Source organism: Paenibacillus sp. A3, assembly GCF_001399685.1.
In the GTDB taxonomy this organism is placed as follows: Bacteria; Bacillota; Bacilli; order Paenibacillales; family NBRC-103111; genus Paenibacillus_G.
In genome coordinates this window covers 1-24722 of the sequence record NZ_JTHN01000016.1, presented here as the reverse complement: position 1 = coordinate 24722, position 24722 = coordinate 1, and the positions used below count along the sequence as shown (strand labels likewise).

Sequence of the window (24722 nt, the reverse complement as noted above, 5' to 3'; positions counted from 1 at the left end):
CTTCGTCTTGGCGGAGGAATTGGGCATCCGCCCGATTCGCAGCCAGCGGTCGGCTGCCCGGCTGGCGGAGCTCGCCGATCTGTTCGAGCAAGGCAAGCTGCGCCTCCATATTCGCAGCACATTCCCCCTGCGCCAAGCCGCCGATGCCCACCGTGAAGTCGAAACCGGACACGGGCGAGGTAAAGTTGTTCTAACGTTCGATTAAAGGCGGGAGAAAAGAGGGCGGGCGGTATTTTCCGGTGGGTAAACAGCAAGCATAGGATGGAACAGAAGCGACGGAGCCTGGCAGATTTTGCGGGCTCCGTTTTTTTGTTGGAAAAAAGTTTAGGTCCGGGCAGGTCTTTCTCATGTTGATGGCAAAAGCAAAAAAACCGGCGTCCGCCAAGGCAGATACCGGTTTTATAGAAACAGTTGAATTTTAATCGATTTTGTGTTAGAATGACGGTTAGCAGTTGAAAAAAATGTGATACTCATCACTAATATCCAATTTTATACTATCACATATTTACGGCTTTGTCAAGAATTAATAAAGAGTGGGTTCGGAGAAGAGGGGGCAGCATATGGCGAACGATCAGCACAAGCAAGCGGAAACAGAGCTTACGATTGATCGGGTGAAACAGCAACTCATCGCGCAGGGCAAAGAGCAAGCTTCGCTCGCTTACAAAGACATTACGGAGAAACTCGCTCCGTTCGATCCCGATCCGGAACAAATCAACGAGTTCGTCGAGAAGCTTAGCGAGCTTGGCATCGAGGTAGGCGGCGAATCGGACGAGGGGCCTGTATTCGGATCGGATCAAGAGGAACATGACCTGCTGCATGACGATCTGTCGCTCCCGCCGGGGATCAAGATCAATGACCCGGTACGTATGTATCTGAAGGAGATCGGACGGGTACCGCTGCTTTCGGGGGATGATGAAATCGAACTGGCGGAACGGATTCAGCAGGGGGACGAAGAAGCGAAGCGCAGACTGGCCGAGGCAAACCTCCGTTTGGTGGTGAGTATCGCAAGACGTTATGTCGGCCGGGGTATGCTGTTTCTTGATTTGATACAGGAAGGCAATATGGGTTTAATCAAAGCGGTGGAAAAGTTCGATCACACCAAGGGCTTCAAATTCAGTACGTATGCCACCTGGTGGATTCGTCAGGCGATTACGCGCGCGATTGCCGATCAGGCGAGAACGATCCGGATACCGGTACATATGGTGGAAACGATCAACAAGCTCGTACGCGTATCCAGACAGCTGCTCCAGGAGCTTGGCAGGGAAGCTACCCCGGAAGAAATTGCGAAGGAAATGGATTTGACGCCCGATAAAGTGCGGGAAATTATGAAGATCGCACAGGAGCCCGTGTCGCTCGAAACGCCGATTGGCGAAGAGAACGATTCGAACTTGGGCGACTTTATCGAGGACCAGGAGGCGCTTGCTCCGGCGGACGCGGCGGCTTACGAGCTGCTGAAGGAGCAGCTTGAGGATGTGCTGGACACGCTTACGGAGCGGGAAGAGAACGTGCTGCGTCTTCGTTTCGGTCTTGATGACGGCCGCACGCGCACACTGGAAGAAGTGGGTAAGGTATTCGGTGTGACCCGGGAGCGCATCAGGCAGATCGAAGCCAAGGCGCTGCGCAAGCTCAGACATCCGAGCCGCAGCAAGCGGCTGAAAGATTTTATGGATTGATCTTTATTCATGCGGCGAACACGGGAAGTCGTGCTCTTGGAGCACGGCTTTTTTTTGTCAATAAGCTAAGGTTAAAAATTTCTCATTAACTTCTAATAATAGCTTCTTATAGCAGGCGGGGCGCGGGAAAATTGATTTGCTGGAAAATCGTGTACTTTTTAATTGTGTTATGGTGTTCTTGGGGCGCTTGCCCAATCGCCAAACCAAGGAGGAAGTCATGATTAACACGAAGAAAAGCCGGATCGTCAAAGCCTTACTAGGAGTAACGATGAGCCTATCGATTGCCGTCACAGGGAATATGCTTGCAGTGCCGCAATCGGCTCAAGCGGCTACCGTATCTCAAGCATCGGTTGCAGATAAAATCATAGCCACGGGGAAGCGTTACTTAGGAGTCCGCTATAAGTTCGGGGCGCCTGCCGGAAGAACGGATGTATTTGATTGCTCTTCATTTACTCAATATGTATTCAAGCAGCACGGAATCAAGCTTCCTCGTTCCTCCAGACAACAAGCTACGGTTGGCACCAAGGTTGCCAAGAGCCAACTGAAGCCGGGCGATCTGGTATTCTCGGATACGAATCGGGACGGAAAAATCAACCATGTGAGCATTTACATCGGGAACGGCAAGTTGCTCCATACGTATCGGGTCGGCGTAGGCGTTACCATTTCCAACTTTAAAGGCAGCACATGGGATAAGACCTTCGTTACCGCCCGTCGCGTTATCCGCTAAAACAGGGACGGCTTGCCGGCAGCATGCAAACGGCCGCCGAATAAGCTTGTACAGGAAAATCCTTGAGCCGATCAAGGATTTTCTTGTTTTTCAGCGGAATAGCCTATGAAGCGGCTTTTCAAGTGATACATAAATGTTAGATACGGCCTATCTGAAAAGTCATATGCAATACATGTAAGTTATATTGACATTTACATAACGTCGACATATAGTATAACTCAATAACTGAACTGAGAAGATAACTAAGATAAAGGAAAGGGTGAAGAAGGTGAAACCGAACGTCCGCATGGAATGGCTGCGCCTGCTGCCAAAGGTCGACCTGCACCTGCATCTGGACGGGAGCGTCAAGCCGGAGACGGTTCTCGAGCTTGCCGCGGCAGAAGGAATCCGGCTGCCTGCCGCTACGCCGGAAGGCCTGCTTCCTTACATGCAGGTTGATGAGCCGTGCGGCAGCTTGCAGGCGTACCTCGGGAAGTTCGAGTTTGTCGGGCGGTTCCTGCATCGGCCCGAAGCGCTGGAACGGGTGGCGTTCGAGGTCGTAGAGCAGGCGGCGGAGCACGGCTGCCGCTATATTGAGGTGCGATTCGGCCCGCAGCTGCATCGCAATCGCGGCATGACGCCGGATGAAGTCATTAGCAGCGTCATCGCGGGGTTGAATCAGGGAGAAGCGCAGTTTGGCGTGAAGGCCAAGGGGATCGCCTGCTGTCTTCGGCATCATGGGCAGCTCGATAATACGGAAGTCATCGAAGCCGCTTCGCGTTTCCAGGGCAAAGGGATCGTGGGAGTCGATTTGGCCGGGGACGAGGCGGCTTACCCTGCCAGACTTCATCGCGAACTGTTTGCTTTGGCCCGCAGCAAAGGGCTGCCGGTAACGATTCATGCCGGGGAAGCGGCCGGAGCCGACAGCGTGTACGAAGCGGTCATCCGTCTGGGCGCGGCACGGATCGGGCACGGCGTTCGCATGAAGGAAGACCCTGCCGTGCTGGAGCTGGTCAAGGAGCGGCAGATTCCGCTTGAAATGTGTCCGGTAAGCAACATTCAGACGAGAGCCGTATCCGGATGGGCGGCTTACCCGGTCCGCGAATACTTCGATCTCGGAATTCCGGTGACGATCAACACCGATAACCTCACGGTTTCCGGCACGAATCTCACGAAGGAATATCATATCCTGATGGAAAGGTTCGGGTTTACCCCGGTGGAGATCGGCAAGCTTCTGTTAAACGGGCTGGAAGCGGGCTTCATGGATGAGGCGGACAAACGCGAGCTGCGTCGGCACTTTCTTCAAGCATTGGCCGAGCTGAATATTTGCCGATAGGCTGCGGCCCGTATGGCGGCGGACTCCCGAGCGGAGACCGCCGCTTCGTGTTTTTTGCGGGTAAGGACAATCCCGTTTGGGCGTTTCATTACAGCCCCCCTGTGACTTCGATGTGCGAATATTTGTGTTTGTTTTTATTTATGGTAGACTACTTGCATAAAGAAGTGCGGCGGTGCCCGTTATTTCACGGAGAGGGGGGAGCGGATTGTTCGCTGAACAAAGGCATCAAGCGATTATTCAAAAAATAAACCGCGAGAAGTCGATCAAGGCGTCGGACCTGATGGAGCTGTTCGGCGTATCGTTCGAAACGGTCCGGCGCGACCTGGAGCATTTGGAGAAGGCGGGGTACTTGAAGCGCGTCCATGGCGGCGCGATCCTGAAGGAGTGGGACTACAGCGAAGAGATTCCGATGACGGTCCGGGAAAAGGCCCATTTGGACGGGAAAAACGAGCTGTCCGAAATTGCCGCGCGCTATGTGGCCGAGGGGCAGTCCATAGCCCTTGACGTAAGCACGACCAATACGCAATTCGTCAAAGCGCTGAAGAAAAAGATCGAACGGTTGACGGTCATTACGAATTCGCTGCCGATCGCAAACGAACTGGTCCATATGCCGGGGTACACGATCATTTTGATCGGAGGCGTGATCCGCAACGAGGAGCAGGGCATGATCGGGGATTTGGCCGAGGAGTTCGCTTCCCGGTTCCATGCCGATTTGTTTTTTATGAGCATGAGCGGCGTCACGTTGACCGAAGGCGTCACGGACTACGGTCTCGGCGAGGTGCAGATGAAGAAAATCATGCTGAGGAACGCCAAACGGACGATTGCGCTGGCCGACAGCAGCAAGTTCGAGGCGGTTTCGTTGATCAAAGTGTGCGGCTGTGCGGAGATCGAACGGTTCGTGACCGATTCGAGCATCGATCCGGCCATCGTGGACAAATATAAAAAGCACGGCGTCGAGATCGTCTGCCAATAGCGGGAGCCGTTCCGCCAGCTATAAAAAAATACCCAGTAAGACTGGAGTCCCGGAGGTTGTCCGGGACTTTTTGTTTTGGATGTGGCGGCATTAGCTTGTGGAGTGAATAATAGGATGTTGTAAATGTGTGTATATGTGTGTTATTATGTTGGGAAAGTTGAATATCTCAGGAGGTGCTTGAACATTGTGCTTTCATTGCTGCTTGTGATCGGATCGGGCATGACGCACGCGGTGTGGAATTTGTTCGCCAAACAAAGCGAAGACAAAAGCGCGTTTCTGTGGGCGATCTTCATGCCTACGACGATCATGCTCATCCCGTATCTTGCTCTTGAGCTTATCCGGACGGGAATTCCGGCCGAAGCCTTCCTATTCATCGTCGCATCCTTGGTGGCGCAAAGCGCTTATGCTCTGCTGCTGTCCCATACCTACAAGCTCGGAGATTTATCGCAGGTGTACCCGGTGATGCGGGGGACGTCCACGCTGCTCATCCCCGCGACGGGAGTCCTCTTCTTGGGGGAATCACTTCCGCTCTGGGGGTGGCTGGGGATCGGGTGCATGCTTCTGGGCTTTACGGTCATGAGCGGGCGGAAGCGGGAAACGGAACGCGCGCCTGCGGTCTGGAAGCCTATCCTGTTCGCGCTGTTGGTCGGACTCTGTATTACCTGCTATACGCTGATCGACAAGCAAAATTTGCAGTATTTGTCGCCGCTGTCGCTGCTCGCCGTCTCCAATATCGGATTCGTGCTCGGTCTGACGCCGGCCGTCATGACCCCCGGGAGATTGAAGCGGGCGGTTCGCGGACAGTGGAAGGTCGTGCTGCTCGGATCGCTTTTGTCTCCCGGTTCGTATTTGTTGTTTTTATTGGCGATGAGGCACGCTCAAGTGTCCTATATTGCGCCGCTGAGGGAAATCGGCATCGTCTTCGGTACGCTGCTCGGTCTGATCGTGCTCAAGGAACATCAAGGGGCAAGAAGGCTCGCCGCATCGGTTATCGTTGTCGCAGGGATCGTCATGATCGCCGGTTCCGGGTAACGGGTATCCTCATTTCTCCTTGAAGGGAAGCGCTGAACATGAAAACGAAAACCGTCTGTGAAACGAAGATCGAGCCGCCGCTGCCCGATTATATGAACGCCGAAATGGACCGTGTAGTTACGCGTTTTAGCGAGCTGCCGCAGGAAGAAGCGCTCCGGCTGCTCTTCGTCACCGACCTTCATCACCGGAAGGGCGGGAACCAGCTTCGCACCGCCCGGGCCATCCAGGAGCTGACGCGCCGGCTGCCGCTTGACGCGGTCGTCTGCGGTGGCGACCACAGCTTGAACGGGCCGATAGGCGATTTTATGGAATCGCAGCGCGAAATCATGCGCGAGCTGTCGGCAGCGGCATGCCCGGTGCTGCCGCTCAAGGGCAATCACGACGACAATTCGATTCACGACTTTTATCATCATCCGGAGAGCGCGGGCCACGTGGTCTTTCCAGAGGACAGCTTCGCTTTATACGTGCAAGAACGGCAGGACGCCGTTATGTTGGACCCGGAGCATCCGCTGGGCTTGTATTATTACTACGACATCCCGGAGAAGCGGGTGAGGATCGTGCTGCTGAACATCATCGACATCCCTTACCGCGTAACGGAAAAAGGGAATTTGCAGTATAACGGCCAGTGGAAATACGCCTTCTCGGACAAGCAGCTCAACTGGGTAGCGCATAAGGCGTTTGACTTCAGCAGCAAGTCCGATGCGCGGGACTGGCGCGTCGTTCTGTTCTCGCACGCGTCCGTTTTGCAGGAGGGCGTTTTCGGTGGCGATCACGGCATCGAGAACGACGAAGCAATGTGGGGCATTATGAAAGCGTTCCGGACCGGCACATCTTACCGCTCGTCCCGCGAAGGGGAGTTCGGCTACGACGTGGTGGCCGATTACACGCAGCAGGGTCCCGGGGGCCTGATCACCAGCTTTTTCGGCCATGTGCATTTCGATCAAATGCTGCTCAAAGACGGCATTCGCGTTATCTCAACCTTGAATGCGTATACGAATCAAGACTTCGAAGAGGCTCCGGCGCGGACGGAGGGGACGATCACCGAGACGGCGTTCGATCTGATCACGATTCCGGTGCGGGGCAGCGAAGACAAGGTGTACTTGACCCGGTTCGGCGCAGGCGAGGATCGGGTGGCGGATTATCGGCTGCATGGGCGGTAAAATGAATAAGCCATTAGGATTAGCTTTATGCGTCTGACCGCGGATAGGCTGCCGGGGGCTGTCCATATTCCATTCGGAAGACCTACAGTTTTCGACAATAGAACCTATTTTATCCTCTTTCCAAATTTAGTATCGTTTTAGTGGGTTACGAAACTGGAAGGAGGAGCGGTCATGCAGGAGCGCAGAAAATGGATTGACGTAGCCAGGGGATTAAGCATCATCCTGGTCGTATTGGGGCATTCCGGGAATGAAATCATCGACCATTATTTCGGTTGGTTCCGTATGCCGTTATTTTTTCTGGTCAGCGGGCTTTTGTTCAAAAGCGTGATGCCGGACAAGTACAGATCGTGGGCGCTGAAACGTATTCGCACGTTTATGATTCCGTATTTTGCCTACGGGATTTGCATTGCAGTGCTGGTCGCAGCCAAGCTGAGAGATCCGCTATCCGTTCCCCGCGATATTTGGAATCTCATTTACGGGGGAACGGTATTGGGCGGGTGGTACGGCGTCTTCTGGTTCATCACCTGTTTGCTGCTGGTGCATCTTTTGATGGGGTTTCTGACCCGATATCCGGTTAAGGTACAAGCAGGAGCGGTGCTTGTGTCCTATGCGGTAGCTCATCTCGTCAGCATGACGCCTTTGGCCGAAGTGGACATCCCTTGGAATGCGGATGTGGCGCTGATGGCGGTTGCGTTCTTTTTTCTGGGCTATACCTTTAAGGCGCAGTTGGCTTCATGGTTGGAGCGGGGGACCTGGTTCATTCCGGCGCTGCTGATTTCGGCAGCTGCTATTGTTCTTAATAAAGAACAAATCTGGATATTCCGCATGGACATGAAGATGAAGGTTTATACCCAGCCGGTGCTGGATCTCATCGTTCCGCTGGCGTGTGTCCTCGTCGCGCTTCAATTGTGCTACTGGATATCGCGCTGGCCAGTGTCTTCCGTTCTGGCCTTTTTGGGAACGGTGACCATCTCGATCATGTATCTGCACATTCCGGTCAATATCGTGCTAAAGTACGGTTTAGGCTTGGAATATGGCTCGCTTGTATTTACGCTGGCCGGCGTGCTGCTTCCGTTAGGGGCCGCTTGGCTCATGTCCAAATCGTCCTTGCTGACCACGCTTTTCCTGGGTCAGCAGGGCTTCGGAAGGAAGGAGAAGATCCAAGGCAAGCTGAAGGCGGCAGGTTGAGCGAGCGGCAAGGCCAGCCTCTAGGCTGGCGAGCTTGTTGAGAAACCCGCTTCGCTTAGAAACTCTCTGCATACGCCGGTGGGGTATATCCCTCCAGCCGCTCTTGAAACCCGTGAACTTGATTAAAATTTGCGGTATTTTCACGGGTTTCAAAGGCGGACGTAAACTCTTACGGGATATACCCCACCGCTATTTGTCTGAGATTTTTCTACTTCCAAGGTTTCTCAACACTCAAGGCCAGCCTCTAGGCTGGCCTTTGTTCGTTCAGTTTACTGGTACGTATCGCCGCCCTCGCCATTCCAGGTCATCTCTGTGAAGGCGGACGGCGCGACCGTGGTGATCGTAGCGGAGCCCGACGTTTTAAGCCCTCCCGCGACGCCGGTCATCGTATAATCCGAATACAGCTTCGTCGAGCCGAAGTTCGTATGAATCATCGCGCCGCCGAGATTCGAAGCGGTCACGGCTTTGAGCTCAAGATTGTTGCCGTACGATACGCCGTCGGAGGCGGTTATTTTGTTGGCGCGGAAAGCCTGGCCGGTCCCGGCGTTGTTTTTCACCGTCGTGCCGATCACCTGCACGTTGTTCGCGCGGATGAACAAGCCGTTGTTTCCTACCGTGGACTCCGGCACGGTATTCTTGAAATCGACCGTACTTCCGATCACCTTGATGTGGTGCGTGCCTTCCTTGAAGTCGAATCCGTCGTTCTTGGTGAGAATGGCCTTGCAGTTCAGGAACGTAATGTATCCGCTCCGGTCCGCATCCGGCTTTGTCTGCCAGTTCTGATCGGCATCCCCTACGTAGTACCCTTCCCCGAATTTCCCGCTTTTTCCCGTAGATTCTGCCGTGCAGTCGTTGAGGAGCCAATACTGGCTGTTTTTGCGGATTTTGAAGGCTTCGCCCAGCGTATTTTTCACCGTCACTTTTGTAAGATAGCCGTGAGAGGCTTCGATCAGAATCCCTTTGTTCGATTTGGAGTTCGAGTTAATCGTGACGTTTTCCAGCTTGTAATAATTGTTTTTGATATGAAAAGCCGCATTGCCCGCGGATTCGGTAAAGTTGAAGGTTGCGCCGCCGCCCGTTCCCCGGATCGTAATATACTTGCCCGCGCTCCCGTTGACCGACGTCGCAATCGTGCCGTCCGATACGGCATACGTGCCCGACACTTCAAGGATGTCTCCCGACTGGGCGCCGGCCAAGTAGCTGCGCAGAGCGGCTACGTCGCCGGGCGGCACGGTTTTGGTCGCGGCCCATGCGGTGCGCGCGGGCGCTCCGAAAGCGAGAATAGCAAGGCATACGATAAATGCTAACGAGAGTGCTGCGTATTTTTTGGCGAACATCAAAACACGTCCTTTCGAATGAATAGCTTTACAGGCTGTAAAGCTGAGCTTGTTGAGAAAGTGGTCTAAGCAAAAATAGAGAAACATACGGAGGTGGGGTATCCACTGGAGAAGCGATAGCGGCCGCCTTTGTCTTCGGGAAATGTCCGCTAGTAAGCGGCTTCCAATCAAATTTCCCGAAGACAAGAGTGGTCGGAAGTGGATACCCCACCCCTTCGTTACCTCTATAATCCCGTTTGACCACTTTCTCAACACTCTGAGCTTTACAGGCTGTAAAGCTTTGTTCAAGCCCCGCACCCGTCGGCTGCTTGTACTGCGGACTTTCTAACGTCACCCCTTTCGCGAACCGTGCTTCCAAAGACGACATGTCGGAAGCGTTGTCGCTAAACGCCGCCAAATTTCGGATCGAATCCGCCGTTCGGACCGCTTGGAAAAAGCAGGTCGTCTTTCCTATAGCTTAACGGATTTGCGCGTTCTCCGAAATGGCGCAAACTCAACTACAATTGACGGATATTGCTTTTCTCGTCGTTTTCGTCCGAACATAAATTACACTATTCCTAAAGGAATACTTGTGATATATTGATTTTTAACAAGTTCGCCAAGAGCTGGAAGGAGGAGGGAGCGCTCGTGAATATTGAGAATCTCGAGGCGTTCGTCTACGTCATTCATTTCAACAGCTTTAACAAAGCGGCCGACGCATTGTTTTTGTCCCAACCGTCTATTACCGCCAGAATCCAGTCGCTGGAGCGCGAGTTGGACGTCAAGCTTTTCGATCGGGAGGGCAGACATTTCTCGCTGACGGACAAGGGCAAGCAGTTTTTGCCCTACGCCCAGCAAGTACTGCAGACCTACAAGAAAGGCAAGCAGCAGCTGCAGCAAATGAACGCCGCGCCCCACGAGCTTCGGATCGGCTGCACCGTATCGGCAGCGAACTACATGATCCCGGAGCTGGTGCCTCTCTTTAAGCAGAAATACCCGGATCTCCAGATAAAATTAGTCACCGCTTCGAGCGACGCGATCTTGGAAAAGCTGTTGAACAAGGAAGTGGACGTCGGGCTTGTGCGCAACATTACGCATCCGCATGTGGACTCCGTCCGCTTCTACGAGGACCCGATCCGCCTTTTCGTGTACCAGGGGCATCCGTTTGTGAGCCAGGACCGCATTGCGCTGGAGGATATCGGAAGCGAGCCGATCGTGTTTTTCGAATGCGGGGCCCTTGATTGGATGAAAATTCACCGGCTGTTCGACACGCTCGACCGCCCGCCGAATATCGAGCTGCAGCTCGATAACCTGGAGACGGCCAAGAAGCTGGTGCTGAAAGAAATGGGAATCAGCTTCCTGCCGGAGCTGTGCGTGCGCAAGGAAGTGAAGGAAGGGCTGCTGTGGCCGGTCGACATTCCATCCCTCGCCGGCATCACCCTGCGCACCAATCTCGTTTCGCTCAAAGGGGAAGGCTCGGCTCTCGGCAAAATGGTACTGGAGCTCAGCCGGGAGATCGATTGGAAACGAAAGGCTTGAATCAAATTGTTCGATTTAAGAATAGAAATCCTCTATTACGTACCCGGTTGACGGACTACAGGGGCGGTGATAGACTTTTTTTAACCAAATAAAACCGACAAAACCTATTGGATTATAATTGATTCAATAGCCGGATTACAGGAGGAATGGACGATGGGGCTGAAGCTAAGCATCTTGGATCAAAGTCCGTTTGACGAGGGAAAAACGGCAGTCGACGCGTTCCGCCATACGGTGGCTCTGGCGCGCAAAGCGGAGGAGCTCGGCTACCACCGGTTCTGGGTGTCCGAGCATCACGATTCGGCCGCCGTCGCAGGCTCTTCCCCTGAGGTGCTGATCTCATATTTGCTGGCGCAGACGGAGCGGATTCGCATCGGCTCCGGCGGGGTCATGCTGCAGCACTACAGCCCGTACAAGGTGGCGGAAAACTTCAACGTGCTCGCCTCGCTCGCCCCGGGACGGGTGGACCTCGGCATCGGCCGGGCGCCGGGAGGACTTCCCCGCTCGACGAAGGCGCTCCAGCAGGAGACGGCCGGGCAAAGCAGACCGCTGGCGGATAAGCTGATCGAGCTGGAGCAATATTTGACCGATACGATCCCCGGTGACCATCCGCTTCATGGGCTAAAAGCAATACCGGTTCCGGCCGAGCCTGCGGACTTGCACCTGCTCGGAACGACGCCGGCCAGCGCGGAGCTTGCGGCGAGCCGGGGCATTCCCTACGTCTTCGCGCAGTTTATTAACGGGGACGAGGCGATTGTCCGGCAGTCGCTGGACACGTACCGGAACCGGTTTGTTCCCCGGAGCTCCCTTCGGCCGGAGGCCATTCTCGCGCTGTCGGTCATTGTCGCGGATACGGACGAGGAAGCGAAGCGGCTTGCCGCCGACGCCAAGCTCGTGAAAATTCACCTGGAGAGCGGAAGGACGATCACCGTGAAAACCGTAGAGCATGCGGAAGAATTCGGACGGCAAAGCGAGGAGAAATATACGATCGAGGTCAAGGATGCGGACGTCGTGCACGGTTCCAAGGAAACGGTGCGGGCCAAGCTGCTGGACATCCAGCGAAAGTACGGCGTGGACGAACTGATCCTGATTCTCGCCTTGAAGAAATTCGAACAGCGGCTTCAGGCGCTGTCGCAGCTCAAGGAAGCATTCGCCGAGTCGGTCGTATAAACATAGATAGCGAGGGAGGAATCGGAATGGCAAACGCAAGAAAGCTGAAATTGGGCGCAATCATCCACGGCGTCGGAGGGAATATGGCGGCTTGGAGACATCCGAAAATTCAGGCGGACGCCAGCGTCAGCTTCGAATTTTACACGCAGCAAGCCCGCAAGGCCGAGGAAGGCAAGTTCGATCTGGTGTTTATCGCCGACGGCTTGTTCATTAACGAAAAGTCGATCCCGCACTTTCTGAACCGGTTCGAGCCGATCACGATTTTATCCGCGCTCGGCGCGGTCACTTCGAGGATCGGGCTCGTCGGCACCTTGTCGACCTCCTACAGCGAACCGTTCACGGTCGCCCGACAGTTCGCTTCCCTCGATCATATCAGCGGAGGCCGGGCCGGATGGAATGTGGTCACCTCTCCGCTGGAAGGCTCCGCCCTTAATTACGGCAAAAAAGAGCATCCTTCGCACGACCTGCGCTACAAGATCGCCGAGGAATTTTTGGAGGTGACCCGGGGGCTGTGGGACTCCTGGGAGGACGACGCGTTCGTTCGGGATAAAGCTTCGGGCGTGTTCTTCGATCCGGACAAAATGCACCGGCTTGATCATAAAGGGCCATTTTTCTCCGTACAGGGTCCGCTTAACATTGCCCGCTCCAAGCAGGGGCACCCGATCGTGTTCCAGGCCGGATCGTCGGACAGCGGCCGCACCTTGGCGGCCAAGACGGCCGATGCGGTGTTCACCGGGCACGAGTCGATCGAGGACGCCAAGCGTTTTTATCAGGATGTGAAGACGCGAGCAGCCGCATACGGCCGCAGCGCCGACGATATTCTCATCTTCCCGGGCATCGGGCCGATCGTCGGGCGGACGCAGGAGGAGGCCGAGCGCAAATACGAAGAGATCGCAAACTTCATGACGATCGAGAACGCTCTGAACTACTTGGGCCGCTTCTTCGACCATTTCGACTTCTCGCGGTTTCCGCTCGACGAACCATTCCCGGATTTGGGCGATGTCGGCAGCAACAGCTTCCGCAGCACGACGGACAAAATCAAGCAGACCGCCAAGGAACAGCGGTTGACGCTGCGGCAGGTGGCGCTGCAGACGGCGACGCCGAAAGGCCAGTTTATCGGGACGCCGGAGAAGGTGGCCGACCTCGTTCAGCAGTGGTTCGAGGAAAAGGCGGCTGACGGATTTATTATTCATTCAAGCGTGCCGGGAGGACTTGACGATTTCGTCGAGCTGGTCGTACCGATTCTGCAGGAGCGGGGAATATACCGCGAGGAGTACGAGTCCGACACGCTGCGCGGGAATTTGGGCCTCTCGAAACCGGAAAACCGATATGCGCTCGCCAGACGAACGCCGCAAGATTTTGTGAAAAGCTGCTGATCGGACTAAAGATCATGGCTTGCGATTTTACGCTCACGGATTGGAGAGGGTCCCAGTGAAACGGTCACGGTTACTATGGCCATGGATACTTGCCGCAGCTTTGCTTCTGCTTACGGCAGGCTGCGGGGGCGAAACGGGCGTCAAGCCTTCGTCAGGAGGGCAGGTTGGGGAGACGCAGTCAGGCGGCGAGCTGACCTTCGGCCTCGCCACGTCGCCGTCGGGGCTGGACCCGAACGTCGTGCCGGGGGCCGTCGATTACCGGGTGATGCGGGCGTTGTACGACAGTCTGGTCGTGCAAATGCCTGATCAATCGATCAAGCCGTGGCTGGCGACGGAATGGACGGTCTCCCCAGACGGCAAAAGCTACACCTTCAAGCTGCGCAAGGACGTGAAGTTTCATGACGGCACGCCGTTCAATGCTGCGGCCGTCAAGTACAATTTGGACCGCATCGTCAATCCGGCGACCAAATCCCGGTTTGCGGTGACGCTGATTGGCCCTTACGAATCGTCGGAAGTGATCGACGATTATACGGTCAAAGTCAACTTGAAATCGCCTTACAGCGCCTTTCTGAGCAGCTTGGGCCAAGCGTTTCTCGGCATCGTGTCGCCGGCGGCGGCGGAGAAGCACAAGGATCAGCTGGGCAAGCGCCCGGTCGGGACCGGCCCGTTCACCTTCGCCGGCTGGACGGAGAATGCCGCGATTCGGCTGGAGAAAAACCCGGACTACAAGTGGGGGCCGCCGATTGCCGAAAATTCCGGTCCGGTGCACATCGACAAGCTGACTTTCAAAATCATTCCGGAGGAAGCGACCCGTATCGGCAGCGTGCAGAGCGGGCAGGTGTCGGCCGTCGAGACGGTCCCGCCGCAAAATCTCGTCTCGCTCAAGGGCGATCCGAACGTCAATCTGCTGCAGGCCGAGTCGGCGGGCATTCCGTATACGCTCATGCTGAATCAGCAGCATCCCCCGTGGAACGAGCTGAAGGCGCGCAAGGCCGTGCAGCTGGGCATCGATTTCGAGGCGATCGTCAAGACGCTGTATCTGGGCGCGTATCCGAGGGCGTGGTCCCCGCTGTCGCCGTCCATGCCGGGCTATAACGCTTCGCTCGAACGGACCGTGAAGCCGGACATCGCCAAAGCGAACGCGCTGCTCGACGAGCTGGGATGGGTGCGCGGAGCGGACGGTATCCGGGCGAAGGACGGCAAGCTGCTCACGCTTCATTACATCGACGGCTCGCCCAACCGGGAGAAGCGCAACGATATCGCCGCCATGATCCAGCAGCAGTTGAAGCAGATCGGCATTGCCGTCAACATCGAGCTGCTTCCGGACACGACCAATGCGGTCATAGTCAAGGGCACGAACGATCTGGTCGGCGTCAGCAACGTGTCGGGCGACCCGGACATTTTGCGCAGCTTCTTTCATACGAACGCCATTCCGACGCCGGAAAAATGGGGCCACAACCATACCCGGCATTCCGATCCGCAGCTGGATCAGTGGCTGGAGGAAGGGCTGAGGGAGCAGGACCCGGCGAAGCGCGCGGAAATTTATAAAAAGGTGCAGAGCTATGTCGTGGACAACGCCTACGGATTCCCGGTTTACGTATTCCCGTACACGGTGGCTGCGGCCAAATCGGTTCGCGGACTGAAATTCGATTCCCTCGGTTATCCGCTCTTCTATGACGTAACGGTGAAAAAATAAGACAGAAGGAGCCGTTGCTATGGCTGGAGTAATCGTTCAGCGTCTCTTAATGTCCGTTTCGGTCATCATCGGAGCTTTGGTCCTCGTCTTTTTCATCCTGTACCTGCTGCCGGGCGATCCGGTCTTGATCATGCTGGCCGGAGCGCCGGCCAGTCCGGAAACGGTGCAGCACCTGCGGCTCCAGCTCGGGCTCGACCAGCCGGTATGGGTTCAACTGGGAACTTACCTGTGGGATATGCTTCGCGGAGATTTCGGCAGTTCGCTGGTCAGCGACGACCCGGTGCTGCCGAAAATTTGGGAGCAGTTTCCCGCTACCGCTCTCTTAACCCTGGTTAGCTCGTGTGTCGCCGTTGGGCTTGGCGTCGTGCTCGGCGTGCTCTCGGCGATCCATAAGGGCCGTGCGGTCGATCTGCTCGCCCGAATCGTCAGTCTGTTCGGCATCTCGATGCCGACGTTCTGGTCGGGCATTCTGCTTATTCTGATCTTTTCGGTGCAGCTTCAGTGGCTGCCCGCTATGGGTTCGGAAGGCGTCCGGACGCTGATTCTTCCCGCTTTGACGCTTGGGCTCGTCGGTGCCGGGTTTATCGTACGGATGGTGCGCAACAGCATGCTGGAGGTGCTGGGCGAGCCGTTTATCGTCACGCTGCGTTCCAAGGGACTGCCGGAAAAAGTCGTCATGTACCGGCACGCGCTGCGCAACGCGCTCATTCCGGCCATTACGATGGTCGGGATTCAGATCGGCGAGTTGATGGCGGGGGCCGTTGTGATCGAAACCGTTTTTTCCCGGCAGGGCATCGGGCGTCTGCTGGCGGATGCCATCACGACCAAAGACTTGCCGGTCGTTCAGGGCGTCGTCTTTTTTACCGCGATTGCGTATGTCGTGGTGAACCTGCTCGTGGATATTTCGTATTCGATCGTCGATCCGAGGGTAAGACGCTCGCTTTAAACCAAGTAATCCGGAAGGAAAAGAGGGTTAACTATGAAAAGCGTCGTTTCGGCCGCCAGACCGATTTTGTTCCGCAGGAGACCGCTCGTGTCCGCTCCGAGCCGTCCGAAGCTGTCGTCGTCGCTATCCGGGCCGTTCTTCTACGGGGCGATATTGGTGGTGCTCTTCATTGCGGCGTGCGCCGTCTTCCCGCAGTGGATCGCTCCTTATTCGCCGACGGACATGCGGGCGGACCGAATTTTGCAGCCGCCGGGAGCGGCCCATCCGTTCGGTACCGATTATTTCGGGCGGGACGTCTTCAGCGTCGTCGTCTACGGAGCCCGAAGCTCGCTGCTCATCGGCGTCGCTTCCGTTCTGCTCGGCGGCTTGGCCGGCAGTCTGATCGGCGCGCTGTCGGGCTATATCGGCGGTGCGGTCGACACCGTGCTCATGCGCTTCATCGATATTTTGATGGCGATCCCGAGCCTGCTGCTGGCGCTTGCCATTGCCGCCGCCCTCGGCCCGAGTCTGTTTAACGTGGTGCTGGCCGTGAGCGTATCGGCCATTCCGAGATATGCCCGTGTGCTGCGGGGCCAAGTGCTCAGCATCAAGGCGCGCCCTTATGTGGCGGCTTCCCGCTCGGTCGGCGCATCCCATGCGCATATCCTTCTGCGGCATGTGCTGCCGGGCTCGTGGTCTCCGCTGCTCGTGATGGCAACGATCGGCGTCGGCTCTTCGATCTTGATCGGCGCGTCGCTCAGCTTTTTGGGGCTGGGGGTGCTGCGGGAAATCCCGGACTGGGGCACCTTGCTGGCACAAGGGCGCGGCTACCTGACCGTCGCTTGGTGGATGGCGACGTTCCCCGGGCTAGCGATTACGTTGTTCGTGCTGGCCGTTAATCTGATCGGCGATCAGCTCCGGGACCGGCTGGACCCGAAGCGGAGCCTGACATAGAGTCAGTTGGATGCGCCAAATTTTCCACTACGTCAGGAGGAGGTGCCCGAGTGAAGGCATTGCTTGAGATCGAGCAGCTAACCGTCGATTTCGTCACCCCAGCCGGTTATCTTCCGGCGATCCGGGACGTGTCGCTCCGCATTGGAGCCGGCGAAACCGTATGCTTGGTCGGGGAGTCCGGCAGCGGAAAAACCGTGACGGCCAAAGCCTTGATGCGCTTGATCGACTTCGAGAACGGCGTCATTACGGGCGGCCATGTCCGGATGGACGGCGTGGACTTGACGGCGCTGCCGCAGGAGGAAATCCGACGTTGGCGCGGCAAACGTATCGCCATGGTGTTCCAGGAGCCGATGGCGGCGTTTGATCCGGTTTTTACGGTCGGCAGTCAAATCGCCGATTCGATGGTACGCCACGATGTGGCTTCCCGGGCCGAAGCTTGGGAGCGCGGCATCGGGCTCCTGCGCAAGGTCGGCATTCCGGAGCCGGAACTCCGGATGAAGCAGTACCCCGGGGAGCTTTCCGGCGGCATGCTGCAGCGCGCGATGATTGCGATGGCGCTGGCCTGCGGCCCGGAGCTGCTCATCGCCGACGAGCCGACGACCGCGCTGGATGTGACGATTCAAGCGCAAATTCTCCGGCTGCTGCAGGAGCTGCAATCGGAATTCAACATGTCGATTCTGCTCATTACGCACGATATGGGGGTGGCGGCGGAAATCGCGGACCGCATTATCGTCATGTATGCCGGGGAGATCGTGGAGCAGGCGACGGCAGAGCAACTGTTCCGGGAGCCGCAGCATCCTTACACGAAAGGGCTCCTGCAATCGGTCGCGACGCTGGAGAGCGACCGGGGGGCGAAGCTGTATTCGATCGACGGCTCGATCCCGAGCTTGTCCGAACTACCGGTCGGCTGCCGCTTTCATCCGCGCTGTCCGTTTGCCACGGAGGTCTGCGAGGAAGAGCGCCCGCCGCTGGCGAACATTGGCAACCGGCAAGTGGCCTGCTGGCACGCCGGGGCTTTAGCGCACTCCGGGCGGTGGGAGACCGCCTTCGCCTCCGGGGCCTCCGAAGCCGCCGCTGCCCGGGTGTCCCGGATCGTCGAACCGGAGGAGGACGACGAAGCAGCGCAGCCCGTTACCACCAACCTGATCGAAGCGCACGAGCTGACCAGGCATTTTCCGGTGAAGCAAGGCTTTCTTCGCTTCGGGCGTGCCGGAGCGTACATTCGCGCCGTCGATCAAGTATCCTTTTCCATTCGCAAAGGAGAGACGTTCGGACTCGTCGGGGAATCGGGCAGCGGGAAATCGACGCTGGGACGGCTGCTGCTCCAGTTGGACCGTCCAACAAGCGGTCGGGTCCGGTTCGACGGGCACGATTTGTCGAAGCTGTCCGCCGGAAATTTACGGGAAGCCCGGCGCAACATGCAGATGATTTTCCAAGATCCGTTCGGCTCGCTCAATCCGCGCTGGAAGGTCGGCGATCTGATCGGGGAACCGCTGGCGGTGCATGAAGGCTGGAGCGGACGCGCGAAGCGGGAGCGGGTAGAGCCGCTGCTGGCTGACGTGGGGCTGAATCCGGCGTGGTACGACCGGTATCCGCACGAATTTTCGGGCGGACAGCGGCAGCGGATCGGCATCGCCCGGGCGATCGCGCTGCGTCCGAAGTTTATTTTGGCGGACGAAGCGGTGTCCGCGCTCGACGTGTCCGTCCAATCGCAGATCGTCAATTTGATGCAGGATTTGCAGCGCCGTCTGGGGCTGACGTATTTGTTTATCGGCCACGGCCTTCAGATTGTCCGCTACGTTTCCGACCGGATCGGGGTGATGTATCTGGGCAAGCTGGTCGAGATCGCTCCGAGCGAGGAGCTGTTCCGTCACCCGGCGCATCATTATACGAGGGCGCTGCTTGCTTCCGTCCCTGTCTCCGACCCTTCCCGCAAAAGAACATGGACCGCTATTCAAGGAGAAATCCCGTCTCCGGCCCATCCGCCCTCAGGCTGCCGCTTTCATCCGCGCTGCCCCGCAGCGACGGCGAGATGCCGGGAGGAGGCGCCGGAGTTAACCGAAGTCGAAGCAGGTCATTGGGCCGCGTGCCATGATCCCGCATAAAGTCAGGAGGAAACCATCGTGAGTCAGAGTGTGATCGATATTGAAGCGTACTTGCACACGCATGAGCAATTGAAGCAAGCGATCGAAGGCTTGTCGGAGAACGAGCTGAAATGGAAGGCGGCGCCGGAACAGTGGAGCGTAACGGAGGTGCTATCGCATTTGGCCGATCACAACATCGTCGTCTCGTTCCGCATCCGCGAGCTGTTGTCCGGATCGGCGGCGCAACTGCCGGCCTTCAAGCAGGACCCTTGGGTAAGCTCGGCCCGGGCAAACGAAAGCTCCGCAGACGATATTTTGGATGTCTTCCGGGCGCTGCTCGTCTTCAACAGCCGATTGTTCCACCGGTTAACCGGGGAAGATTGGAGCAAGAGCGGCGTCAACTTCAAAGGCGAAACCGTGACGCTGGAGCAGGCGGTTCAAGCTTTTATCAACCACGTGCAGACGCATCTGCGGCAGATCGAGCGAATCAAGCAGGCGCTCCCGCACAATGAACCGGTAAAATAACCATACCCGTAAAGAAGCTGATTGGACCGCCAAAAGCTCCTGTTTATTCAAGCAGGGGCTTTTTAGCTTTACGGTCGGACCGGCTGGACTAACAATTCATCATGATCATGGGGGTTACCATATGAAAAAACGATTACTTTCGGCGTCACTGCTTACCGTCCTCCTTCTGGCAGGCTGCGGCGCTCAAGCCTCTACGGGAGGGGCGGGCACCTCTAGTGCGCCAGCTTCCAATGGAAGTCAGGCCGTGAAAAAAATCATCGTCGGTACGGGCACGCAGTTTCCGAACATCTGCTTTATCGACAAGCACGGCAAGCTGACCGGCTACGACGTGGAGCTCGTCAAAGAAATCGACAAGCGTCTGCCGGAGTATGAGTTCGAGCTGAAAACGATGGAATTCAAAAATTTGCTGCTGAGCCTGGAAACGAAAAAGATCGATTTTATCGCGCATCAAATGGAAGTGAACGAGGAGCGACAGAAGAAGTTTTTGTACAACGACGAAGCGTACAACATTTTCCCGAACAAAATCGTCGTGCACAAGGACAATAACGACGTCAAGTCGATTGCCGATTTGAAGGGCAAGAAGCTGATCGCAACCGCGACGAGCAATGCGGCGGCGCTGGCCGAAAAATACAATAAGGAACACGGCAACCCGATCCAGATCGTGTATACCGGCGCAGGCGAGGATACGAGCACGCAAGTCAAAACCGGGCGGGTCGACGCCTTGATCAGCACGCAGTTTGCCATCGATTATTTGAATAAAAGCGTGGATGCCCAATTGAAGACGGTCGGCGACACGCTCTCCAATTCGAAAGTGTATTTCATGCTTCGCAAGGACGAAAGCGAGCTGAAAAGCAAGATCGACGAGGCGTTGAAGGCGATCAAGGCCGACGGGACGCTGGCGAAGCTGAGCAAGCAATGGCTGGGCGACGACTACACCGTGGAAAAATAAACCAATTTTCCTTGCAGAAAGGTATGGGTGGAATGGGGAAATCGTTCGACGCCGCGCTCATAGGGGAGTTCCTTCCTATACTGCTGTCTTACCTGCACATTACTCTGTTTATTTTGGCCGCCTCGCTCTTCTTCGGCGTACTGCTGGGACTGCTGATCGCGCTCCCCCGGCTGTACAACGTTCCGGTGCTGAGCCGGATCGCCGCCGTTTACGTATCGTTTGTCCGCGGAACGCCGATTTTGATCCAATTGTTTCTCGTCTTTTACGGGGTGCCGGCGCTGCTGCAGCTCGTGGACTTCGACATGTCGCGGATGAATCCGATCGTGTTCGTCATTATTACGTATGCGCTCGGCAGCGCCGCCTCGATCTCCGAGGTGATCCGCGGAGCGGTCAACGCCGTAGACCGCGGCCAGCTTGAAGGCGCATATGCCGTCGGTATGACGGGGCCGCAGGCCTTTTTCCGGATCGTCCTGCCGCAGGCGTTCGTCATTGCTTTTCCGAACTTCGCGAGCACGGTGATCGGCTTCTTGAAAGATACGTCGCTGGCGTACTCCATCGGCGTCATGGACATGATGGGACGGGGGCAGACGCTGATTGCGACGACCGCCCACACGCTGGAGGTGTATATCGGTCTGACGATCATTTATTATTTGACCGTGCTCGTGCTGGAGAAGGGCTTTGCGTTGACGGAAATCCGACTGCAGCGGCACGAGCAAAGAATCGCGAGCGCATGACCGGCTGCCGGTCCGGGGATGGAGTGAGAACGAATGAGTATCGACATCGGGTTTATTGTGACGGCTTTTTTTGAAATATTGGATGCGCTGCCTCTGACGCTGGTCATTACGATCGTTCCGCTTTTGTTCGGGTTCGTCATCGGCGTGGCGACGGCGCTGATCCGGATGTACAAGGTGAAGGTGCTTCACAGGATCGCGGACGCTTACGTTTCCTTTTTGCGCGGAACGCCGGTCATTCTGCACGTGTTCCTCATTTATTGGGGACTGCCGATGCTGATCGACAAGCTGTCGACGCATTACGGATGGGGGATCAAGACGGCTTCGATCCCGATCCTGTCGTTCGTGCTGACGGCGTTTTCCCTGACGGCTGGCGCCTATATGTCCGAGATCATCCGCTCCGGTCTCCTGGCGGTAAACCGCGGCCAGATCGAGGCCGCTTACTCCGTCGGCATGAGCACGCCGCAAGCGCTCCGACGCGTCGTGCTGCCGCAGGCGATCGGGGTGATTTTGCCGAATCTGTGCAACTTGTTCGTCGGATTTTTGCATACGTCGACGTTTGCGTTCACGGTCTCGCAGATGGAGCTGCTGGGCAAAGCCAGCGTTGTGGCGTCGAATAACTTGAAGTTTCTGGAAGCTTTTATCGCGGCAGCGCTTATTTATTGGGGAATCACGGTCGTTGCGGAGCGGCTGACGGCTTATTTGGAGAAAAAGGTAACCAAATACAATCGGGGAGGCGTGACATGATTCGGCTGACGAACATTCAAAAGTCGTTCGGCAAGCAGGCGGTGCTGAAAGGGATCGACTTGTCGGTGGAAAAAGGAGAGGTCGTCGTCATTCTCGGGCCCAGCGGATCGGGCAAAACGACGCTGCTCCGCTGCGTCAACCTGCTGGAGCGCCCGCAGGACGGGGAGGTGGCGATCGGCGATTTTACGGTCAGCTGCAAGCATCCGAGCAAGCGCGACATCTTGACGCTGCGCCGCAAAACGGCGATGGTGTTTCAGCATTACAATTTGTTCAAGCATAAGACGGCGCTGGAAAATGTGATGGAGGGTCTCGTGATTACGCAGAAAATGCCCAAGGAAGAGGCGAGGATGCGAAGTCTTCAGGTGCTGGAGAAGGTCGGCCTCGCGGCCAAAGCCGATGCCTACCCCAGCCAGCTTTCGGGCGGGCAGCAGCAGCGGGTCGGGATTGCCCGTGCCCTGGCGCTTAATCCCGAGGTGATTTTGTTCGACGAGCCGACGTCGGCGCTCGATCCCGAACTGGTCGGCGAGGTGCTGTCGGTCATCCGCAAAATTGCGCGCGAAGGCATCACGATGATCGTCGTGACGCATGAGATGAGCTTCGCCCGCGAAGTGTCGAACCGCGTGGTGTTTATGGACGAAGGTGTCATCGTCGAGGAGGGCAAGCCGGAGGACATTTTCTCCTGCCCCCAGGAAGAGCGCACCAAGCAGTTCCTGCGGAGAATCACGCCGGAATGGAGTTATGTGATATAATATCGAAAATCGTGAGGTGGGTTCCGTGAACGAGGTGTACCGTCAAGCGACGTTAGACGATGCCGAGCAGGTTCTGGGCGTAATTCGCAGAGCTTATCGGAGCATCGGGGAGCTGGAAATCGAATTTGCGGCCGTCCATGCGGATTTGGAGATGGTGCGGACGAATATCGCCGAGCATGCCAGCTACGTGCTGGAGATTGGCGGAACGATCGTCGCGACCATTTCGCTCCGGTCGCTACCGGAAGTGACCGATCTGCCGTTCCTGTACAACTTTGCCGTCGATCCGGCGTATGCGAACCGCGGTGTCGGCAGCAAGCTTCTGTCCTACGCGGAGAAAGCGGTCGTACGGGACATTCTGCTTTCGCCGGCTGTTGTGCTCGCGACCTCGGCGAAGCATCCCTGGCTGCTGCCCATGTATGAACGGAAAGGCTACGTGCGCTTCTATGAGCGGGAGCTGGGACGAGACGACAAGCTCGTCTTTTTGCGTAAAAATTTGCTGCCTGAAGTCCATGCCACCACAGGCTGAAACAAGGAGAATCTGCGCATGAACTCTGAACGATTGCTTCAAGAGGCCGAGGAGCTGAAGCCGGAACTGGTGCGGCTTCGCCGCGATTTGCACCGCCATCCGGAGCTGTCGATGCAGGAGGTGGAGACGACCCGCAAAATCCGGGAAGCGTTAAACGGAGCGGGCATCCGGCTGCTGCCGCTCGACCTGCCCGTCGGCGTGCTGGCGGAGGTCGAAGGGGCCGAACCCGGGCCGACGGTCGCGCTGCGGGCGGATATCGACGCCTTGCCGGTGACGGAAGAAACCGGGCTGCCGTTTGCCTCGGAAATTCCGGGGAAAATGCACGCTTGCGGGCACGATTTTCACACCGCGGCGATTGTGGGCGCGGCGATGCTGCTCAAGCGGCATGCCGCAGAGCTGAAGGGAACCGTGAGGCTGCTGTTTCAGCCGGCGGAAGAGAAGGGCACCGGAGCGAAAGCGATGATCGGTGCAGGCGCTTTGGAAGGCGTGCAGGCGATCTTCGGCATGCATAACAAGCCCGAGCTGCCGGTCGGCACCGTGGGTTTGGCCCCGGGGCCGCTGATGGCCAGCGTCGACGGCTTCAAGCTGACGGTGACCGGCAAGGGCGGTCATGCGGCCATTCCCGATGCGGCGATCGACCCGATCGTCGCCGCCAGCGCGATCGTAGGCGGCCTCCAAACCGCGGTCAGCCGCAGTATCAGCCCGCTCGACAGCGCAGTTGTCAGCGTATGCAGCTTTCATGCGGGCAGCACGTGGAACGTCATCCCGGATGAAGCCGTTCTGGACGGCACCGTGCGGACGTTCCGCCCGGAGGTCCGGCAGAAGCTGCCAGACCTGCTGGGGCGTATCGCCAGCGGCATCGCTGCGGGCTACGGCGCGGAGGCGCGCCTGACTTGGTTTGCGGGAATCCCGTCCGTAACCAACGATTCGGCAGCGGTGGAGATCGCCCGCGGGGCGGCGCAAGCCTTGAACCTCCAGGTGACGGAGGCCCGGCGTTCCACGGGCGGTGAAGATTTTGCGCACTATCAGGAACAGGTGCCGGGCTGCTTCCTTTGGATGGGCACAAGCGGAACGGAGGAATGGCACCATCCGAAATTTACGTTGAACGAGGATGCGCTAGCGCCGGGGGCGGCTTTATTCGCGCTTACGGCGGTTCACGCTTTGGATCGCTTGCGGGGCTAGTCGCGTCTATACCCCTCGCCCGACATCCATTCGCTCGCCTTCCAGCGCCGCACGTCCGGCGTGGGGGGGTGGGTGATTTTTTTTTAGAAGTCAAGCTGCTCCGTGTCGGGCATCGGTCGGGATTGTTTTGGAATTGGGAGGGGTTTTTTCAACTGCTCCCTCGTTTTCCTCCCCGTTTTGGGCGTGGG

At 57.0% G+C, this 24722-nt stretch carries 23 protein-coding genes; 22 read left to right on the top strand and 1 reads right to left on the bottom strand.

Annotated features, from left to right (window positions below; genetic code table 11):
- The 8 genes from QJ48_RS02120 to QJ48_RS02085 all read left to right on the top strand — a co-directional run.
- A partial coding sequence (locus QJ48_RS02120; protein ID WP_157261476.1) for a zinc-binding dehydrogenase occupies window positions 1-205 on the top strand: 205 nt, incomplete at its 5' end.
- Window positions 206-560: 355 nt separating this feature from the next.
- Complete coding sequence (gene rpoD / locus QJ48_RS02115; protein ID WP_054972017.1) at window positions 561-1673, top strand: RNA polymerase sigma factor RpoD; 1113 nt, start codon at window positions 561-563, stop codon at window positions 1671-1673.
- Between the two features lie 217 nt (window positions 1674-1890).
- Entirely contained in the window at window positions 1891-2400 is a 510-nt protein-coding gene (locus tag QJ48_RS02110; protein ID WP_054972016.1) for a C40 family peptidase, read from the top strand.
- Between the two features lie 268 nt (window positions 2401-2668).
- Window positions 2669-3715, top strand: a complete 1047-nt coding sequence (add, locus tag QJ48_RS02105) for an adenosine deaminase (RefSeq protein ID WP_082420298.1) — start codon at window positions 2669-2671, stop codon at window positions 3713-3715.
- A gap of 205 nt (window positions 3716-3920) precedes the next feature.
- Entirely contained in the window at window positions 3921-4688 is a 768-nt protein-coding gene (locus tag QJ48_RS02100; protein ID WP_054972015.1) for a DeoR/GlpR family DNA-binding transcription regulator, read from the top strand.
- A 186-nt stretch (window positions 4689-4874) separates the two neighbouring features.
- Window positions 4875-5720, top strand: coding sequence for a DMT family transporter (locus tag QJ48_RS02095; protein WP_237762780.1), 846 nt, complete (start codon window positions 4875-4877; stop codon window positions 5718-5720).
- A gap of 38 nt (window positions 5721-5758) precedes the next feature.
- Window positions 5759-6880, top strand: coding sequence for a metallophosphoesterase (locus QJ48_RS02090; protein WP_054972013.1), 1122 nt, complete (start codon window positions 5759-5761; stop codon window positions 6878-6880).
- A 171-nt stretch (window positions 6881-7051) separates the two neighbouring features.
- Window positions 7052-8068: an acyltransferase family protein gene (locus QJ48_RS02085; RefSeq protein WP_054972012.1), complete on the top strand. Its 1017-nt coding sequence runs from the start codon at window positions 7052-7054 to the stop codon at window positions 8066-8068.
- Between the two features lie 269 nt (window positions 8069-8337).
- Here QJ48_RS02085 and QJ48_RS02080 read toward each other — a convergent pair whose 3' ends face one another.
- The gene (locus QJ48_RS02080) at window positions 8338-9405 is read right to left on the bottom strand and encodes a hypothetical protein (RefSeq protein WP_054972011.1); all 1068 of its coding nucleotides are present in this window, start codon (window positions 9403-9405) and stop codon (window positions 8338-8340) included.
- A 627-nt stretch (window positions 9406-10032) separates the two neighbouring features.
- On the opposite strand from QJ48_RS02080, the gene QJ48_RS02070 reads away from it, so the two are divergent.
- The 14 genes from QJ48_RS02070 to QJ48_RS02005 all read left to right on the top strand — a co-directional run bounded on the left by QJ48_RS02070 (window position 10033) and on the right by QJ48_RS02005 (window position 24534).
- Window positions 10033-10923, top strand: a complete 891-nt coding sequence (locus QJ48_RS02070; RefSeq protein WP_054972018.1) for a LysR family transcriptional regulator — start codon at window positions 10033-10035, stop codon at window positions 10921-10923.
- Between the two features lie 153 nt (window positions 10924-11076).
- Window positions 11077-12090, top strand: a complete 1014-nt coding sequence (locus QJ48_RS02065; RefSeq protein WP_054972009.1) for an LLM class flavin-dependent oxidoreductase — start codon at window positions 11077-11079, stop codon at window positions 12088-12090.
- 26 nt (window positions 12091-12116) lie between these two features.
- Window positions 12117-13466 (top strand): LLM class flavin-dependent oxidoreductase, encoded by a 1350-nt coding sequence (locus QJ48_RS02060; protein WP_054972008.1) that lies wholly within the window; start codon window positions 12117-12119, stop codon window positions 13464-13466.
- Between the two features lie 55 nt (window positions 13467-13521).
- Window positions 13522-15162: an ABC transporter substrate-binding protein gene (locus QJ48_RS02055; RefSeq protein ID WP_054972007.1), complete on the top strand. Its 1641-nt coding sequence runs from the start codon at window positions 13522-13524 to the stop codon at window positions 15160-15162.
- 19 nt (window positions 15163-15181) lie between these two features.
- Window positions 15182-16108 carry an ABC transporter permease gene (locus QJ48_RS02050; protein ID WP_054972006.1) on the top strand — a complete coding sequence of 309 codons (927 nt, stop codon included), beginning with the start codon at window positions 15182-15184 and terminating at the stop codon, window positions 16106-16108.
- A gap of 33 nt (window positions 16109-16141) precedes the next feature.
- Complete coding sequence (locus QJ48_RS02045; RefSeq protein ID WP_054972005.1) at window positions 16142-17041, top strand: ABC transporter permease; 900 nt, start codon at window positions 16142-16144, stop codon at window positions 17039-17041.
- Between the two features lie 50 nt (window positions 17042-17091).
- Window positions 17092-19146, top strand: coding sequence for an ABC transporter ATP-binding protein (locus tag QJ48_RS02040; protein WP_054972004.1), 2055 nt, complete (start codon window positions 17092-17094; stop codon window positions 19144-19146).
- Between the two features lie 18 nt (window positions 19147-19164).
- Window positions 19165-19650, top strand: coding sequence for a DinB family protein (locus QJ48_RS02035; protein ID WP_054972003.1), 486 nt, complete (start codon window positions 19165-19167; stop codon window positions 19648-19650).
- Window positions 19651-19771: 121 nt separating this feature from the next.
- Window positions 19772-20599 (top strand): transporter substrate-binding domain-containing protein, encoded by an 828-nt coding sequence (locus QJ48_RS02030; RefSeq protein WP_054972002.1) that lies wholly within the window; start codon window positions 19772-19774, stop codon window positions 20597-20599.
- A gap of 32 nt (window positions 20600-20631) precedes the next feature.
- Window positions 20632-21333 carry an amino acid ABC transporter permease gene (locus tag QJ48_RS02025; RefSeq protein WP_054972001.1) on the top strand — a complete coding sequence of 234 codons (702 nt, stop codon included), beginning with the start codon at window positions 20632-20634 and terminating at the stop codon, window positions 21331-21333.
- 33 nt (window positions 21334-21366) lie between these two features.
- Complete coding sequence (locus tag QJ48_RS02020; protein WP_054972000.1) at window positions 21367-22077, top strand: amino acid ABC transporter permease; 711 nt, start codon at window positions 21367-21369, stop codon at window positions 22075-22077.
- Complete coding sequence (locus QJ48_RS02015; protein WP_054971999.1) at window positions 22074-22826, top strand: amino acid ABC transporter ATP-binding protein; 753 nt, start codon at window positions 22074-22076, stop codon at window positions 22824-22826. Before QJ48_RS02020 ends, QJ48_RS02015 begins: the two co-directional genes overlap by 4 nt.
- 25 nt (window positions 22827-22851) lie before the next feature.
- Window positions 22852-23352 carry a GNAT family N-acetyltransferase gene (locus tag QJ48_RS02010; RefSeq protein WP_054971998.1) on the top strand — a complete coding sequence of 167 codons (501 nt, stop codon included), beginning with the start codon at window positions 22852-22854 and terminating at the stop codon, window positions 23350-23352.
- Window positions 23353-23370: 18 nt separating this feature from the next.
- On the top strand, window positions 23371-24534 hold the full coding sequence (locus QJ48_RS02005) for an amidohydrolase (protein WP_054971997.1): 1164 nt from the start codon (window positions 23371-23373) through the stop codon (window positions 24532-24534).
- Window positions 24535-24722: the final 188 nt, after the last annotated feature.